Here is a 16160-nt window from a genome sequence, read left to right as displayed (position 1 = left end):
CCGTTACATCTCCTCGACCGCCTCCACGCCCATCAGCGCGAGGCCGTTGCGGATGACCTGCTGGATCGAGCGGCCGAGGAACAGCCGCGCGCGGGTGAGCGCGGGCTGCTCGACCATCAGGAAACGGCGATCGGCAGAGTCGTTGCCCATATTGTAGAGCGCGTGGAATTCCGCCGCCAGATCATAGAGATAGAAGGCGATGCGATGGGGTTCGCGCGCGCTCGCCGCCGCTTCCACCACGCGCGGGAACTGCGCGGCGAGCTTCGCTACGGCCAGCTCGCGGCCGTCGAGCAGCGACAGGTCCGCCGCCTCGTCCAGGCTGATCCCCGCCTCGGCCGCACGGCGATGCACCGATGCGACGCGCGCATGGGCGTATTGCACGTAGAAGACGGGGTTTTCCTTGGACGTCTCGAGCACCTTGGCGAAGTCGAAGTCCATCTGGGCATCGGCCTTGCGGGTGAGCATGGTGAAGCGCACCACGTCCTTGCCCACTTCGCGCACCACGTCCGCCAGCGTGACGAAATTGCCCGCGCGCTTGGACATCTTCACCGGCTCGCCGGCGCGCAGCAGGCGCACCATCTGGACGAGCTTGACGTCGAAGCGGGTCTTGCCGCCGGTCAGCGCCTGCACGGCGGCGACGATCCGCTTCACCGTTCCGGCATGGTCGGCGCCCCAGATGTCGATCAGCTGATCGGCCGACTGCGCCTTCTGGAAGTGATAGGCGAGATCGGCGCCGAAATAGGTCCATTGCCCGTTCGACTTCTTGATCGGGCGATCCTGATCATCCCCGAATTGCGTCGAGCGGAACAGCGGCAGCTCCACCGGCTCCCAATCCTCGGGCGTCTCGCCCTTGGGGGCCTCGAGCACGCCGTCATAGACGAGCCCGCGCTCGCGCAGCCATGCCTCGGCCTGTTCGGGCTTGCCGGCGGCCTGCAGCTCGGCCTCGGACGAGAAGAGGTCGTGATGGATGCCGAGCAGCGCCAGATCGTCCTTGATCATGACGAGCATCGCCGCGACCGCGGTCTTGCGGAACAGCGCCAGCCATTCGATCTCGGGCGCGGAGACGTACTTGTCGCCGAACTCGGCGGCGAGCTGCTGGCCGACCGGCTTCAGATAGTCACCCGGATAGAGCCCCTCGGGGATCTCGATCGTTTCGCCCAGCGCCTCGCGGTAGCGCAGGTGCGCCGAGCGGGCGAGCACGTCGACCTGGCCGCCCGCGTCGTTGACATAATATTCGCGGATGACCTTGTGGCCGACATATTCGAGCAGGCTCGCCAGCGCATCGCCCACCACCGCGCCGCGGCAATGGCCCATGTGCATCGGGCCCGTCGGGTTGGCGGAGACATATTCGACGTTGACGGTCACGCCCGCGCCCAGCGTCGAGCGGCCATAATCGGCCCCCGCGCGCAGGATCTCGGCGACCTCGCCGCGCCAGCTGTCCTCGTGGAGCGTCATGTTGATGAAGCCGGGGCCGGCGACCGACACGGCGGCGACCTCGTCCAGCTTCTCCAGCTCGGCGACCAGTTTTTCGGCAAGCGCGCGCGGATTGGTCCCGGCGGGCTTGGCGAGCACCATCGCGGCATTGGTGGCAAGATCGCCATGGCTCGGATCGCGCGGCGGCTCGACCGTGATCGCGCGTCGCTCCAGCCCCGCAGGCAGATCGCCGGCGAGGACGAGCGCATCCAGGGCCAGGTTCAGATGCGCGGCGAAACGAGCATAAAGCGTCATTGAGCAATCCAATGGGGAATGGGAGCGGCGGCTGTAGCGCAGTGGCGCGGCGCCGTCATCCCTATTGCAGAACGGCGCTCCCCTGTAAGGGGAAATGAAAGCTCCAGGACATGACGAGCAACCCCTTGCTCACGACGACGGCTACTGGGCAACCATCCAATCTGCGGAACGCAGCCCTCATGCAATCAGATGTGGGCTGGATTGGACCCAAACGGATGAAGATGGCCTACTGAGTTTGACGGATGGATCGAGGGAAAGACACTAACGGGCGATTGCGTGCGGGTTAGCAAACTCCGTATATCAAACCGATCACAAAACTTACCGGCGAGCCGCCTAGGCATGAATTTGTCATTCAACACGCTAGAACGCCTTAACGACATCATCACGGGCGATTCAAAAAAAAGCCCATATCGCTCCGGCTATCAACTGGTAAATTTCTTCAATCAGTTTGGAGAAGAGGACCTCTATGGACAAGGATTCCCCGCTAGGCCTGTATATGTTCGAGAGAAGCTAAATAGATTCAACGGAACGCTGGCCATGAAGGAGGTTATACATTCCGCGTTCGATTTCATTGGAGAAGATGGATTCAATGCCGAAGATGTCGCATATCAATTCAATAAATATCTCACGCGGGACGGATTTCGGCTTATTCTAACAGATGACTACGGGTGGATGGACGGAAATCAAGAGGTCAGAATCAACCCGCGCTTGGAGATCCGCCCTCTGGGTCAGGTCACGTTAGCGCCAACCAGCCTGATTTCCATTAGCCACGAAGCGATCACAGAACAGATAAACAAGGCCAACCAAAAAATACAATCAGGCGATTACGCTGGAGCCATAACTAACGCCTACACTCTTGTAGAACATCTTCTAAAGCTTCTCCTAACTGAAACAAAAACAAATTTCAAGGAAACTGAAGGAGACATAAGGTCGCTATACAAGGCCTTACAGCCAGCTTTAAACCTAGACCCCACAAAACTTGCCGATCCTCTGAAGCCCGTTGTAGGCGGCTTCCAGTCCCTGATCAGCGGCGTCTTCGAAATGGCCAACAAAAGAAGCGACCGCCACGCACGTCAGTTCAACCCCGCCCGTCACCATGCCAAGCTTACAGTTAACGCCGCGTTTGCTCTGTGCGAGTTTCTTGTTGAGAGCCGCGATTACCAGAGAGCTAAAAGTGCTCGAAGCGATGATCAGGAATTCACTTAATTTTGCGATAGCGACTATATGATAAGAGCATTACCTGCCTAAAGGCAGCCCTAAACCCTTACCCCCGCACCAGCCCCTCCATCCCCGCCGCCGTCGCCATCGCCGGGAACAGCGCCTTCGCCGTTCGCGCCGGCGCCAGCCCGAAGTGCCGCGACACCGCGCTCGCGATCAGCACGTCGAGCGACGTGGTCGGCTTGAGGTCGCGCCCCTCGTACAGCGCCGCGTCGCCCAGCCCGGGCCAGTCGGCCTGCACCCGGCCGCCCTGCACCGCGCCGCCGAGCAGCATCGCGACCGAGCCGGTGCCGTGATCGGTGCCGCCAGTGCCGTTGGCCTTCACCGTCCGGCCGAACTCGGTCGCCACCACCACCAGCGTATCGTCCCAATGCGGCCCCAGCCCGGTCTTGAGCGCCGCGACCATCGCGTCGAGGCCCTTGAGCTGCCCGCCCAGCCGTCCACGCTGGCCGGAATGGGTGTCCCAGCCGCCGGTCTCAATCATCGCGATGCGCGCGCCGCCTGGGGCGGAGAGGAGCTTGGCGGCCAGCGTGCCGGTGTCCGCGGCCTTCTTGCCGCCATCGCTGCCGAGGTCGCCGGTCAGCATCCGCGTCGCCATCGCTTCCTGCCAGAGCGGGTGGAGCTGGCGGTCCCCCTCGTACATCGCGCTCACCCGAGCGAGCAGGTCGTCCGAGGCGTCGGGCAGCGACGACGGGGCATAGCTTGCAACGTCCACCGGTCCACGCAGCGCCATAGGTACGGTCGACGCCAGCGCGATGGCCTTGTCCTCCGTCGGCAGAAGCCGGAGCAGCCGGTTCATCCAGCCGTCCTTCAACTGATAGGCCGCAGTACCCCCGGTCTCGAGCACGTTCTGGCCATCGAAATGCGAGCGGTCGCGGTAGGGCGAGGCCACCGCATGGACGAACAGCGCCTGCTTGGCCTCGTACATGCCCAGCATGTTCGCCATCGCCGGGTGCAGCGCGAACATGCCGTCTAGCTTGGGCGCATCGCTGAAGTCGGCGGCAAGTTCGCCCCGCGCGCCGACATAGACAGGATCCCCAACCGGCGCGACGATCCCCAGCCCATCGGCGGCGCCGCGCTGGATGATGAAGACGAAGCGGCGTTCCGTACGGGCGGCGGCGAAGGCCATGCGCGCGCCCAGCGGGGAGACCAGCAGCGCGGTGGCGCCGGCGGACAACAGGGTGCGGCGGTTCAGGTTCATGGCGCTATCTCCGCAGGAACTCGGGCGCGACCAGCATCAGCGCGACCCCCTGGCTATTGCTCTCCGCCCGCGCGATGGCCTGGGCGGTGGCCGGGCTCAGCGCCTGCGGAAACAGTTCGGCGGCGCGCTGACGCGGATCGATCAGATCGCGCGTGCGCTGCGCCAATCGCTCGGACGCCTCGACGCGCCGCAGCACCGCATCGGGCGCCGCCCAGGCGCCCGCCACATCGTCCCAGCCCGCAGGGGAGCCTGGCTTCCACACCGGTTGTCCAAGCTGGTTCATCAGCCCTGGCACGGCGTTGGGCTGCAATTGCTGCATTCCCAATGCGCGCATTGCGGAGATCGACCATTCCCAGGGGGACTTGAACTTGACAGGTGCGGGCGCCCAGCATTCAGGCGCGGCGATCAGCGCACGGTACAGGCTGGGCAGGTCGCCGCCCGTCTGCACGAAAACACTCTGCAACCGATCGACCAGCTTTGGCGGCGGCGTGTCGCCGGCAAAGTGGCGGGCGAGCTTGGTCGCGATGTGGGTAGCCGTCGCAGGATGCGTGGCCAAATGGTCCAGCACCGCCGCCGCCTGCGCCTCGCCGGCTTGCGGCCAGGATCGGCCGAGGATGGTGCGGGTGCCCGGCTCGTGCATGGGCGCGAAGAACAGGAAATTGCCGGGTCTCCCGGTAGGCCCGCCATAGTTCGATGCCGCCCCACGGCCGAAGCCGGCGATCGTCCATCCGGTCAGCGCCCGGGCGAACTCGGTCACGTCGCTCTGGCTATAGCCAGTGCGCACCCCCAGCGTGTGTAGTTCGAGAATCTCTCGCGCCAGATTCTCGTTGAGCCCGAAGGCACGCCGAGCGTTGGGCCGGTTCCCGGCGCGCACCGCGATCGGACTGTTCGCCCCCACCGAGCGTGTCTGATCGAGGAACGACAGCATCGCCGGATGCCGCTCCACCGCGAACAGCATGTCGCGGAAGCTGCCCATCAGGTGCGGGCGGATCGCTTCGAACTCGAACGCGCCGGCCAGGCTGGTCACCTCCGCCTTGTCGCCTGATATGGCGAAATGGTTGGCCCAGAAATGCACGAGCCGCTCGGCAAAAGGCGCGGGCGACGTGATCGCCGCCAGCGCGCGCGCCGTCACCGCACCGTTATAAATCTGGCGAGTTTGCTGCGAGAACTGCTTGCGCAGGATGGCTGCGGGATCATCCTCGGCCGCTGCCGCCGGTGCCTCGACCATACCTGGCTCCGCTCCCGATTTCAGGTTCGACCGCCGGGACTCAGCGGGCGGTAACGCCTTGCGCGCGCGCTGCAGTTGCTCGCGATACGCCACAAAGCGTGCGGCAAGATCGGCGCCGGCGGGCTGCCCCGCCAACGCGGCCGGCGCAACCGTATAGTACTGTAATTGCCGATCCAGCCAGTCGCGCGGATCGGCGCCGGGGTCTTCCCCAGGACGTCCACCCAGCCCGAAACGATTCAACGCGATACTCTTGTGCGCCATCGGCGTACCCTCCGACGATGGCGGCAATCCTGGCGCTGAACTGTCGCAGAAGTTTGCCAGCGCCAACGGTTCGCCGCATCCGCAACCGTTTGCCGCAATTTACAGTTGCACGGATTGCAACCATGACCCCCGGCATTTGCGATTGCCGAATCTGCTGCACCGCAACAATCTGTCGGTCAAGAACACAAGAAGGATGCTGATCTGGCTCTTTTCGAACTCGAAGGAGAAAGATCTTGACCCGTTTCACTCTCGCCCTCGTCGCAAGTCTGTTCGCCGCCGCTCCGGCTTTCGCCGGCGACAACGCTGACAGCCGCAGCTTCACCCGCGATGGCGTCACCTATGTCTACACGTCGACCGCCAAGGGCGACATGCAGATCCTGGAAGGCGTCGCCAAGCCCGCGAACCAGCGCTTCCGCCTTGTCGTGCGCAACGGCTGGGTCGATGGCAATGCCGCTGGCAATCACGTATCCTTCCGCGTCCCGAAGGCGGAAAAGGTGCAGGTCGCGCAGCGCTGATCGCCGCATCAAACCTACGGAAAAATGCCCCCGTGATCGCCATGCGATCACGGGGGTTTCCGTTCTGGGGGGACGGAACAGAATAGCTAAAGGTGAGCCCGGCAGGCGCGGCCGATCGGCTTGCTACCGGGAGGTTGCACAAGGCGGGCTGTATGAACGGTCAGCTGCGCCGTTCCTAACCCCTTGAGCAACCAAGCATCTCTCCTGCCGATTGTTCTATCAGCCTGCCGTTGCAAAACGCTTTCGAGGCAGTGACAAAACAGGTCCAGTGCCGCCTTTTATCGCCGTGGACATATTTTAACACATTCCAGACATAAAGAGGACATGCTGCATTGCAAATGTAGCCGGAGGACGAAAGGGAGGCCCCATCTGGAGAGCCAACCATCGCCCTACGCAGGCGGGAACCTTCACCTCACTCGCATTCGAGAGGGAATGTTCCATGAAGACCCGTCTCGCCGCCGTAGCCCTGCTCGGCCTGGCCACTCCCGCTTTCGCTCAGGAAAGCGATCCGCCTAAGCCGGTTACCGTATCTGGCAGCGTCGCCCTCGTATCCGATTATCGCTTCCGCGGCGTGTCGCAGTCCAATGAGGAAATGGCAATTCAGGGCGGCCTCACCGTTTCGCACCAAAGCGGCGCCTATGCAGCGGTCTGGGCCTCGAATCTTGCCGGCTGGGGAACGTTTGGCGGCTCCAACACGGAACTCGATCTCGTCGGCGGGTACAAGCTACCGCTCGGCAGCGGCGCGACGCTCGACGTCGGCCTCACCTGGTACATGTATCCGGGCGGTGCTTCCAAAACCGATTTCGCCGAGCCTTATGTGAAGCTCAGCGGCTCGATCGGCCCGGTCTCTGCGCTTGCGGGCGTTGCCTATGCCCCGGCGCAGGAAGCGCTCGGCAACTGGAGCAACACGCCGGAAAGCCGCGCGGGCGACAAGGAAGACAATCTCTATCTCTGGGGCGACATCAGCACCGCCGTTCCGCAGACCCCCGTCACGCTGAAAGCCCATCTCGGCTATTCGGACGGTAACCCGGGCCTCGGGCCGAACGGCACCAGCGTCGCACCTACCGGCAGCTATGCCGATTGGTTGATCGGTGCGGACCTCGCGCTGGGCCCGGTCGTCCTCGGCGTCGCATATGTCGACACCAGCATCAGCAAGGCCGAGAGCCAATATCTCCAGCCCAACTTCTCGAACACCAAGGATGGCTCGACGATCGCGGGCAGCCAGGTGGTGTTCTCGCTGAGCGCGGCCTTCTGATCATCGCACCGGGACTTCCCTCGCATGAACGGGGGAAGTTTCGGTGCATCCTCAAAAGCCCTCGGGCAGATCGATCGTCCCACAAAGCTCGCGATACCGCGCGATGGCGTAGCGATCGGTCATCCCGGCAATGAAGTCGGCGATGTGCCGGCTCCGCCAGGGCTCCTCCTCCGGCAGCGCATCCCGCCATTCCGCCGGCATCGTCGCAGGATCGGCCGCATAGGCGGCGAACAGCCCGGCCACCACCTGCCGCGCCGCGTCGGCCGCAGCCAGTTGGCTTGGGTGGTGGTAGAGATTCGCGTACATGAAGCGCTTCAGCCCGCGCTCGGCATCACGCATCTCGGGCGAGAAGCCGGCCAGGCACTGTCCGGCGTCGCGAACATCGTCCACGGTCTCCACCCCCGCGTTAGCAACGCGGCGCTGTGTTTCGGCCATCAAATCGTTGACCATGGCGCCGATCTGCGAACGGATGAGTTCGCCGGTCAGCCGCTTCGGGCGTACGCCGGGGAACCGCGCCTCCACTTCACCCCAGGCGCGCGCGATCATCGGTACTTCCATGATCTGATCGAGGGTCAGCAGCCCGGCGCGCAGGCCATCGTCGATATCGTGATTGTCATAGGCGATATCGTCGGCGATCGCCGCCACCTGCGCTTCCAGCGAGGGCCATTGGTTCAGGTGCAACGGGAAGGCGGTGTCCGTGCCCGCCAGCGCCCATTGCGGTTCGTGGATCGGGCCGTTGTGCTTGGCCAGGCCCTCCAGCGTATCCCAGGTGAGGTTCAGGCCATCCCACGCAGGATACGGCTTCTCGAGCACCGTCAGCGTGCGCAGCGTATGTCCGTTGTGATCAAACCCGCCCTTGCCCGCCAGCGCCGCTTCCAGCGCATCCTCACCGGCATGGCCAAAGGGCGGATGGCCGATATCGTGCGCCAGGCAGAGCGCCTCGGTCAGATCCTCGTTCAGCCCCAGCGCACGCGCAATTGCGCGGCCGATCTGCGCCACTTCCAGGCTGTGCGTGAGGCGCACGCGGAAATGGTCGCCATCGGGCGCCATGAACACCTGGGTCTTATGCCGCAGCCGACGAAAGCTGATCGAATGGATGATGCGGTCGCGGTCGCGCTGGAACGCGTCGCGAGGGCCGCGCGCGCCGCCGCCCGGTTCGGGATGGAGGCGACCGCGAGTCTGGCCGGGCATACAGGCCCAGGGGGAAATGGGTTTCACCTGGTGCGCCCTAGCGGAGCGAACCGCGCTTGTCGAAGTCTCAAGGCGCGATCTTGCTTACCTTCTGGCCTGCCTCGCTCGCTACGACAAAGGCCGAAACGCCGTCGCCCGCCAGCTTGTTGACGAAGCCCTGCGCCTCGGCATTGGTCTTGAACGGCCCCGTCATGATCCGATTGGTCGCGCGCACCGGCGTCCACCAGCCGCCGCGCCCCTTGAACAACGCAGGCGCCTTGGCGACCACGCCCTTCCACGCGCGATTCAAAGTATCCTCATTTGCGCCGCTGGCCACCTGCACCCAGATCCGCGCGGGATCGGTCTTCGCCGGATCGGGTTTTTTCGGCTCGGGCTTCTTGCCCTTTCGCGCATCGCCCCTGCCGGGCTTGGTTGCTTCGGCATCGGTCATCCGCGGATCGGAGCGCTTGGCACCACGCGCAGGCTTGCTTTCCGGCGCATCCTCGTCGGCCATTGCCGCCGGCTTGGGCGTCGGCTTGGGCTTCGCCGCCACGGGCACGGCTGGCGGTGCGGTGCGCGCAACCGCGGGCGGCGTTACCGTCACCGGCCGGCGGACCAGCGCCCGCTCGCTATCGGGAACGGAAATGCCGGCGATGATCGACGCAAGCGTCGAACTCTCCGCGCCAACCCTCGCTGTTTGCGGCGGCGCGGCCGGCCGTGGCTGCACCGGGGCCGGTGCCGGCGCCGGTGCCGGTGCCGGCGTGGGCGTAGGGGTTGGCGTCGGCGTCAAGGCGCGCGCCGGCGGCGCCACTTGCGCCTGCGCAATACGCGGTGCGGTCGATCGAATCGTCCGCGCCGCCGGCGTGGCTGCGGGCACGGGCGCCGGCTGCGCCCGCGTCACCTGCCCGGCCGCAGCGCCTGGCACATAGGCCGGCAACGATGGCGCAAGCCGCGCATCGGCAAGCCGCGCCGGCGTGGGCGAAAGCGCGCCGAAATGCACCGCGAAGGCGCGATCGGCAGCAGGCAATGCCTGCAACCGGCGGAAGAAGGGCAGCAGATCCTTGCCCATCGAGCCCGGCATCATCGTTGCCGCGATTTTCTCGGCACCCTGCACGTCGCCGTTCATCGCCAGGATGAAGGCGCGGGCGCGCCAGGCGGGGCGATCCTGCGCCCGCAACAGGGCATCCAGTTCCCGCTGCGCCTGGTCCGGATTGCCGCTGATGCCCATCGAGAGCGCGTAGCGGCGCACCACTTCGTCCTCGCGCCGGGTGGCGAGCGCCAGCTTGTAATCGCGCTGGGCAAGCAGCGGTTGGCCGAGCAGATCATAGGCGAAGCCGCGATCGGCAGCATATTCGCGCGGATCCACGCCGCGCGATTCGGCCTGCTGGAACAGCCGCAAAGCCTCGCCGGGGCGCTCCATCCGCACCAGCACCGCTGCGCGCGTGCTGGCGATGCGCGGGTTGCTCGATTCCACCGCCTCGGCGCGCTGCAGCAGCGCCAGGCTTCCCGAAAGATCGCCCAAACGGGTGCTCAGCCGGGCGGCGGCGAGCAGCGCGTCCACGTCCTGCGGATTTTCCGCAAGTACCCGCATCTGCGTCGCCAGCGCGTCCGCGTCCGGATTGTGCTGCTGCACAACCTCGTTCTGCGCGCGCACCGGGGACGCACCTAGGATGAGCGCCGACGCGATAGCGCCGATGCCAAGATGTCTTTTGCTGATCATGCCAACCAACCTGCTAGCGCCGCGGCGCTGAACGGCCGCTGACAAGCGGGACGGGTGGCCGGCGAACCGTGCCACCCGTGCGCCCTGTTACTGGTTGTTCTGGCTGCGCAGGAACCGCGGGATATCGAGCGGGTCCTTGTCCTCGTCCTCGCCCGCCTTGCCGGTGCCGCCGCGCGAAGCCGAGGCCATGCGCTCGAACAGCGTGCCGCCGGTCTTCGCGCGCGGACGCGTGTCGGCATCCTCGTCGCCGCCGGTCAGCCAGCGACGGCGGCCGGCCGGAGCTTCGGGAGCAGGTGCGGGCGCCGGGCGCGGTTCGGCCGCGGGTGCCGGCACCATTGCGTCCGCACCCAGCAGCAGTTCGTCGGCGGGGGGCACCGGGGCAGCAGGCTCCGGCGCCGGTACAGGCGCGGCCGCGACGGGTTCCGGCGTCACCGGCGCCGGTGCTTCCTCGACGACCGGCGCGGGTGCCGGCTCCGGAGCTGCAACGGGAGCAGTTGCCGCCGCTGCAGGTTCGGCCGTCGTGCGACGCGGCGTGGAGAAGGAAAAGACGCGCGGCTGCTCGGCCGGTGCCGCCGGGCGGTTCTCGACATTCGCGTCGATACCGGTGGCGACCACCGACACGCGGATGCGGCCTTCCAGCTCCGGGTTGAACGCCGAACCCCAGATGATGTTCGCGTCGGGATCGACCAGCTCGCGGATGTGGTTGGCGGCCTCGTCCACCTCGAGCAGGCGCATGTCCTCGCCGCCGGTGATCGATACGATCACGCCCTTGGCGCCGTTCATCGAGACGCCGTCCAGCAGCGGGTTGGCGATCGCCTTCTGGGCGGCAATCAGCGCGCGGTCGTCGCCGTCCGCCTCGCCGGTGCCCATCATCGCCTTGCCCATCTCCTGCATCACCGAACGGACGTCGGCGAAGTCGAGGTTGATCAAGCCGGGCATCACCATCAGGTCGGTAATGCCGCGCACACCCTGCTGCAGCACCTCGTCGGCCATCTCGAACGCTTCCTTGAAGGTCGTGTTCGCGTTGGCGATCAGGAACAGGTTCTGGTTCGGGATGACGATCAGCGTATCGACATATTTCTGCAGCTCTTCGATGCCCGCCTCGGCCGACTGCGCGCGGCGCTTGCCTTCGAAGGCGAACGGCTTGGTCACCACACCCACGGTGAGAATGCCCATGTCACGCGCCGCCTTCGCGATCACCGGCGCCGCACCGGTGCCGGTGCCGCCGCCCATGCCGGCGGCGATGAAGCACATGTGTGCGCCCTCGAGCGACGCCTGCACCTGCTCGATCGTCTCCTCGGCCGCGGCACGGCCGATCTCGGGCCGCGAACCCGCGCCCAGGCCTTGTGTGATCTTCGCGCCCAGTTGGATGCGCTGGGGCGCCACCGACTGCTTCAGCGCCTGCGCATCGGTGTTGGCGACCAGAAATTCGACGCCCTGCACCTCGGCGCGGATCATGTTGGCGATGGCGTTACCGCCGGCGCCACCAACCCCGATCACCGCGATCTTCGGCGTCAGTTCGTCCACGTCGGGCGGAAGGAAATCGATACTCATTCTATGGTCTCCCGTGGCAGCGCATCGCGCGCGCTGCGCAACCTGAAATTCTTGTCTGCACGAACCGAGGCGACGACTCTAGCCCTAACACCCTGCCGGACGCATTTCCCTAATAATTCGCCCGGAACGCTGCGATCAACCGCTGGAACAGAGCGCCCGGGCTTGCCCGGGTGACGAGCTGGTGCCGCCCCGGCTCCAGCGCGCGCAAATCGATCGGATCCGCGGCGGCGAATTGCGCCAGTCCCGCCAGCGTCGAAAAGGCCGGGCCGCTATGCGCGCTGGGCATCGCCAGCAATCCGCGCGGCTTGCCCACGCGCACCGCATTGCCCAGCGCCTGCTGCGCGTAATCGGCCACGCCCGCCAATTCCGCGCCACCGCCGGTCAGCACGATCTGCCGCCCAACGGGATCCTGGAAGTTGAGCCGCTTCAGTTCCTTCTGAATATCGGTAATCAGCCGCTCCAGCCGCTGGCGGATCACCGTGTTCAGCGCCGCCTTGGTGATGCGCTGGCCCTCGCTGCCTTCCTCGGCAGTGGCCGGCGTCACTTCGATCATCTCGCGATTGTCGCGCGGGCTGAGATTGGCCGAGCCGTGGAAACACTTCGTCCGCTCGGCCCAGGCACGGGCGGTGCCGAACGCGGCGGCGATATCGTCGGTGATGTCGGCCGATCCCATCGGGATCGAGGCAAGCCCGGCGAGCACGCCCTGCGCGAACACCGATACATTGGTGACCCCCGCGCCGATCTCAACCAGCGCGACGCCCAGTTCGCGCTCCTCCTCGGTAAGGCAGGCCAGCCCGGTCGCCACCGGCGCGGCGATGATCGAGCGCACTTCGAGATGCGCGGACCGCACGCACAGATCCAGGTTGCGCACCGGCGACCCGTCGGTCGTCACCACATGCACGTCGACGCCCAGCCGATCGGCGTGCAGGCCCAGCGGCCGCTTCACACCCCCCAGCCCGTCCACCGTGTAGCGGGTCGGTTGCGCATGCAGCACCATCCTGCCCTGCGGGTCGATCGCATCCTGCCCGGCGCGGAGCAGATCGTCGATATCGGATTGCTCGACCCGGTGGCCGCCCAGGTCGGCCTCCAGCTTGACGATGCTGGAAACCAGCCCGCCGGCCGAAAAGCTGACCCACACATCCTCGATGTTGAAGCCGGCGATCCGTTCCGCCTGCTCCACCGCCTCGCGGATCGCGATTTCGGTGGTGCGCATGTCGGCAACATAGCCGCGCTTCACGCCCCGGCTTTCCCGCTGCCCGGTGCCTAGCACGACCAGATTGCCGTCCTCGCTCCGCTGCGCGATCAGCGCCGAAACCTTCGATGACCCCACATCGAGCGCGGTGATCAGCCCTTCGGGTGCAACTTTCGCCATCAGCCTTCCCCCTGCACCGCGCCCGCCGCTACGGGTGCCGTCGCCGGCGGCGGCGATGCCGGCGCGGCCGGTGCCGGCTGCGGCGGTTCGACCACCCCCTGGCGCCGGACAACCAACTTGCTGTCGTCGCGCATGTCAAATCCCAGATAGCCGCGGCCGAGCAGCCGCTGCTGCGCATCGATCGCCACGAACTTCTTCAGCGCAGCCGCTGCGGCCGCATCGCCTTCGGGAAGCTGCAGCTTCTCACCGGAGGTGAAGAACAGGTCCCACCTGCGATTGCCGACCCAACTCGTCGCCTTGACCAGCGGCTTCAAGCCGGGTTGCCCATCGAGCAGACGCTTGCGCGCCGCTTCCTGCACATTGGCGCCGTCACCGATCAGCAGCGGCAGATCGGGCATCGCTTCGGCGGACACCGGCTCCAGCGGCACGCCTTCCGGATCGACCAGCATCAGCCGCCCGTGATTCTGCCAGATCGCGGCAGGCACACGCTCCTCGATATAGATGTGAAGCGTGTGGGGCAGCCGCCGCGACACACGGGCATCCTTGACCCAAGGGAATTGCAGCAGCCGCTGCCGCACATCCTCCAGATTCACCAGCGGCATTGCCCGCGAATCCTGATCGAGCACCTGCTCGTACACGGTCGCGCGATCCATCCGCTTCAGCCCGTCGATCTGGATCTCGTCGACACGCAAACCGGCATCACCCACCGCCTGGGCGATGCCGACGCCGATCATCTGCGGCACGCCCGCCAGGATGCCGACCGTCAGCACCACCGCGCCGACCGCGCTTACGATGCTCCAGGTAACGATCTTGTGGAGCGTATCGGGGCTGATCGGCAGGCCGGAAATCGCCTGATCGACAATGCTCGCCCGCTGCGGCCGTCGCGCGGCGGTGCCGCGCGGCTTCGGCTTGTCGCCGCGCCGCGTCGTCGCGCGCTGTTGCTGGGCGGGCCTGCGGCTCACAATGCCTCCTCGACGATCCGTTGCACGAGCGTAGCATAGTCGATGCCCAGATGGCGCGCCTGTTCGGGCACCAGGCTGAGCGGAGTCATGCCGGGCTGGGTGTTGACCTCGAGCAGGAACAGCCCGTCGACGCCCTGCGTATCGTCCCAGCGGAAATCGGCGCGCGAGGCGCCCTTGCAGCCGAGCAGCCGGTGCGCGTCGAGCGCGATCCGCTTGCACGCTTCCGCCACATCGTCCGGGATCTGCGCCGGGAAGACGTGTTCGGTGAGGCCGTCGGTGTATTTGGATTCATAGTCGTAGAAACCGCTCTTAGGCTTCAGTTCGGTCACGCCCAGCGCCTGGTCGCCCAGCACCGCGGTGGTCAGCTCGCGCCCGCGGATGAACGGCTCGGCGAGCAGTGCGTCGAACTCCTGCCAGGGGCCGCGCGCTTGCGGGCTGATCGGATTGCCGACATTGCTCTCGGCGGTGACGATCGCCACGCCCACCGACGAACCTTCGTTGACCGGCTTGAGCACATAGGGGCGCGGCAGCGGATCCTGCCGGTACAGCTCCTCGCGCGACACCATCCGCCCGCCGGGCATCGGGATGCCGTGCGGCACCAGCGCCTGCTTGGTCAGCTGCTTGTCGATCGCGATCACCGAGGTGACCATGCCCGAATGGGTATAGCGGATGCCCATCAGGTCGAGCATCCCCTGCACGCTGCCGTCCTCGCCCGGGGTGCCGTGGAGCGCGTTGAACACCACGTCCGGCTTCGCCTCGGCGAGCTTGGCGGCGACGTCGCGGTCCAGGTCGATCCGGGTGACGCGGTGGCCGAGGCCCTCCAGCGCATCGGCGACGCCGCCCCCCGACATCAGCGACACCTCCCGCTCGGCCGACCAGCCGCCCATCAATACGGCGATGTGGAGATTCTTCGTCATTTACCCGCAACACCCACGCGCTGAATCTCCCACTCCAGTTCCACGCCCGACTGCGCCTTCACGCGCGCACGAACGTCCTCGCCCAGCGCCTCGATATCGGCGCTGGTCGCTTCCCCCAGGTTGAGGAGGAAGTTGCAATGTTTCTCGCTGACCTGCGCGTCGCCGCGCCGCAGCCCCCGGCAGCCGGCCGCGTCGACCAGCGCCCAGGCCTTGTGCCCTTCCGGGTTCTTGAAGGTCGAGCCGCCGGTTTTCGAGCGCAGCGGCTGCGATTCCTCGCGCGCGGCGGCGATGCGGTCCATCTCGGCCTGGATCTCCTCCGAGGGCTTGGGGAAGCCGCGGAAGGTGGCGCTGACCACGATCGCACCCTCGGGCAGGCTGCTGTGGCGATAGGTGTAGCCAAGATCGGCGTTGGCCAGCACGCGCCGCTCGCCCGAGCGGAGCACGATCTCGCACTCGACCAGGATGTCGCAGGTCTCGCGGCCATAGGCGCCGCCGTTCATCCGCACGAAGCCGCCGACCGTACCGGGAATCGAGCGCAGGAACTCGACCCCGCCGATGCCCCAGTCGCGCGCCTTGGACGAGACGAGGATGCCCGAAGCACCGCCACCGCAGCGCAGGGTGGTCTCATCGAGCTGCTCGACCGTCGCGAAGGCCTTGCCCAGACGGATCACCACGCCCGGCACGCCGCCGTCGCGCACGATCATGTTCGAGCCGAGGCCGAGGCCCATCACCGGGGTGGCGGGATCAAGCGCGGCCAGAAACGCGGCAAGGTCGTCGGCATCGGCGGGCTCGAACAGCCATTCCGCCGCACCGCCGCTCTTGAACCACACGAGCGGGGCAAGCGGCGCGTTGGGCGTGAGCTTGCCGCGCGGCTGGGGCAAGTTCGACATCAAAGCCCCTCCCCTTCAGGCGCATCAGGTCGGCGCTGCCCCCGGCAGCGCCTGAACAGCGCGGGGCGCTGCTCACCTGATGCGGGGTTGGGGGTGGGGCAGGACAGAGAGGCGAGTCCTCCGCGCGTGGCGGAGTCCCCCACCCCAACCCCTCCCCTGGAAGGGAGGG

Annotated in this window: 13 protein-coding genes; 3 read left to right on the top strand and 10 right to left on the bottom strand. The window is 66.4% G+C overall.

The window, feature by feature from the left end:
• Positions 1-3: 3 nt before the first annotated feature.
• Positions 4-1728: an arginine--tRNA ligase gene (gene argS / locus B215_RS0105855; RefSeq protein ID WP_019368706.1), complete on the bottom strand. Its 1725-nt coding sequence runs from the start codon at positions 1726-1728 to the stop codon at positions 4-6.
• 339 nt (positions 1729-2067) lie between these two features.
• Between argS and B215_RS0105850 the strand changes: the two genes are divergently transcribed.
• Positions 2068-2934: an abortive infection family protein gene (locus B215_RS0105850; RefSeq protein ID WP_026008997.1), complete on the top strand. Its 867-nt coding sequence runs from the start codon at positions 2068-2070 to the stop codon at positions 2932-2934.
• Between the two features lie 58 nt (positions 2935-2992).
• Here B215_RS0105850 and B215_RS0105845 read toward each other — a convergent pair whose 3' ends face one another.
• Positions 2993-4147 carry a DUF1501 domain-containing protein gene (locus B215_RS0105845; RefSeq protein ID WP_019368704.1) on the bottom strand — a complete coding sequence of 385 codons (1155 nt, stop codon included), beginning with the start codon at positions 4145-4147 and terminating at the stop codon, positions 2993-2995.
• A 4-nt stretch (positions 4148-4151) separates the two neighbouring features.
• Positions 4152-5636: a DUF1800 domain-containing protein gene (locus B215_RS0105840; protein ID WP_019368703.1), complete on the bottom strand. Its 1485-nt coding sequence runs from the start codon at positions 5634-5636 to the stop codon at positions 4152-4154.
• Positions 5637-5869: 233 nt separating this feature from the next.
• On the opposite strand from B215_RS0105840, the gene B215_RS0105835 reads away from it, so the two are divergent.
• Together B215_RS0105835 and B215_RS0105830 are read left to right on the top strand one after the other, a co-directional pair.
• Positions 5870-6151, top strand: a complete 282-nt coding sequence (locus tag B215_RS0105835) for a hypothetical protein (RefSeq protein ID WP_019368702.1) — start codon at positions 5870-5872, stop codon at positions 6149-6151.
• Between the two features lie 439 nt (positions 6152-6590).
• Entirely contained in the window at positions 6591-7406 is an 816-nt protein-coding gene (locus B215_RS0105830; RefSeq protein ID WP_019368701.1) for a TorF family putative porin, read from the top strand.
• A 51-nt stretch (positions 7407-7457) separates the two neighbouring features.
• Here B215_RS0105830 and B215_RS0105825 read toward each other — a convergent pair whose 3' ends face one another.
• The 7 genes from B215_RS0105825 to murB form a co-directional block, all read right to left on the bottom strand.
• Complete coding sequence (locus B215_RS0105825) at positions 7458-8624, bottom strand: deoxyguanosinetriphosphate triphosphohydrolase (protein ID WP_082664505.1); 1167 nt, start codon at positions 8622-8624, stop codon at positions 7458-7460.
• A 40-nt stretch (positions 8625-8664) separates the two neighbouring features.
• Complete coding sequence (locus B215_RS0105820; RefSeq protein ID WP_019368699.1) at positions 8665-10296, bottom strand: SPOR domain-containing protein; 1632 nt, start codon at positions 10294-10296, stop codon at positions 8665-8667.
• A gap of 87 nt (positions 10297-10383) precedes the next feature.
• Positions 10384-11850 carry a cell division protein FtsZ gene (ftsZ, locus tag B215_RS0105815; RefSeq protein WP_019368698.1) on the bottom strand — a complete coding sequence of 489 codons (1467 nt, stop codon included), beginning with the start codon at positions 11848-11850 and terminating at the stop codon, positions 10384-10386.
• 109 nt (positions 11851-11959) lie between these two features.
• Positions 11960-13222: a cell division protein FtsA gene (gene ftsA / locus B215_RS0105810; RefSeq protein WP_019368697.1), complete on the bottom strand. Its 1263-nt coding sequence runs from the start codon at positions 13220-13222 to the stop codon at positions 11960-11962.
• Positions 13222-14184, bottom strand: a complete 963-nt coding sequence (locus tag B215_RS0105805) for a cell division protein FtsQ/DivIB (protein ID WP_019368696.1) — start codon at positions 14182-14184, stop codon at positions 13222-13224. Before B215_RS0105805 ends, ftsA begins: the two co-directional genes overlap by 1 nt.
• Positions 14181-15101 (bottom strand): D-alanine--D-alanine ligase, encoded by a 921-nt coding sequence (locus tag B215_RS0105800; protein ID WP_019368695.1) that lies wholly within the window; start codon positions 15099-15101, stop codon positions 14181-14183. The genes B215_RS0105805 and B215_RS0105800 overlap by 4 nt, the downstream gene beginning before the upstream one ends.
• Positions 15098-15991, bottom strand: coding sequence for a UDP-N-acetylmuramate dehydrogenase (gene murB, locus B215_RS0105795; protein ID WP_019368694.1), 894 nt, complete (start codon positions 15989-15991; stop codon positions 15098-15100). The genes B215_RS0105800 and murB overlap by 4 nt, the downstream gene beginning before the upstream one ends.
• Between the last annotated feature and the right edge of the window lie 169 nt (positions 15992-16160).

This window comes from Sphingomonas sp. ATCC 31555 (genome assembly GCF_000282895.1).
Taxonomy (GTDB): Bacteria; Pseudomonadota; Alphaproteobacteria; order Sphingomonadales; family Sphingomonadaceae; genus Sphingomonas.
This window is presented reverse-complemented; position numbering and strand designations above follow the sequence as displayed.

Bases quoted from the DNA above. Each gene is read 5' to 3' on its own strand.
- argS (WP_019368706.1), bottom strand. From the start codon at position 1,728: ATGACGCTTTATGCTCGTTTCGCCGCGCATCTGAACCTGGCCCTGGAT.
- B215_RS0105850 (WP_026008997.1), top strand. From the start codon at position 2,068: ATGAATTTGTCATTCAACACGCTAGAACGCCTTAACGACATCATCACG.
- B215_RS0105845 (WP_019368704.1), bottom strand. From the start codon at position 4,147: ATGAACCTGAACCGCCGCACCCTGTTGTCCGCCGGCGCCACCGCGCTG.
- B215_RS0105840 (WP_019368703.1), bottom strand. From the start codon at position 5,636: ATGGCGCACAAGAGTATCGCGTTGAATCGTTTCGGGCTGGGTGGACGT.
- B215_RS0105830 (WP_019368701.1), top strand. From the start codon at position 6,591: ATGAAGACCCGTCTCGCCGCCGTAGCCCTGCTCGGCCTGGCCACTCCC.
- B215_RS0105820 (WP_019368699.1), bottom strand. From the start codon at position 10,296: ATGATCAGCAAAAGACATCTTGGCATCGGCGCTATCGCGTCGGCGCTC.
- ftsZ (WP_019368698.1), bottom strand. From the start codon at position 11,850: ATGAGTATCGATTTCCTTCCGCCCGACGTGGACGAACTGACGCCGAAG.
- ftsA (WP_019368697.1), bottom strand. From the start codon at position 13,222: ATGGCGAAAGTTGCACCCGAAGGGCTGATCACCGCGCTCGATGTGGGG.
- B215_RS0105800 (WP_019368695.1), bottom strand. From the start codon at position 15,101: ATGACGAAGAATCTCCACATCGCCGTATTGATGGGCGGCTGGTCGGCC.
- murB (WP_019368694.1), bottom strand. From the start codon at position 15,991: ATGTCGAACTTGCCCCAGCCGCGCGGCAAGCTCACGCCCAACGCGCCG.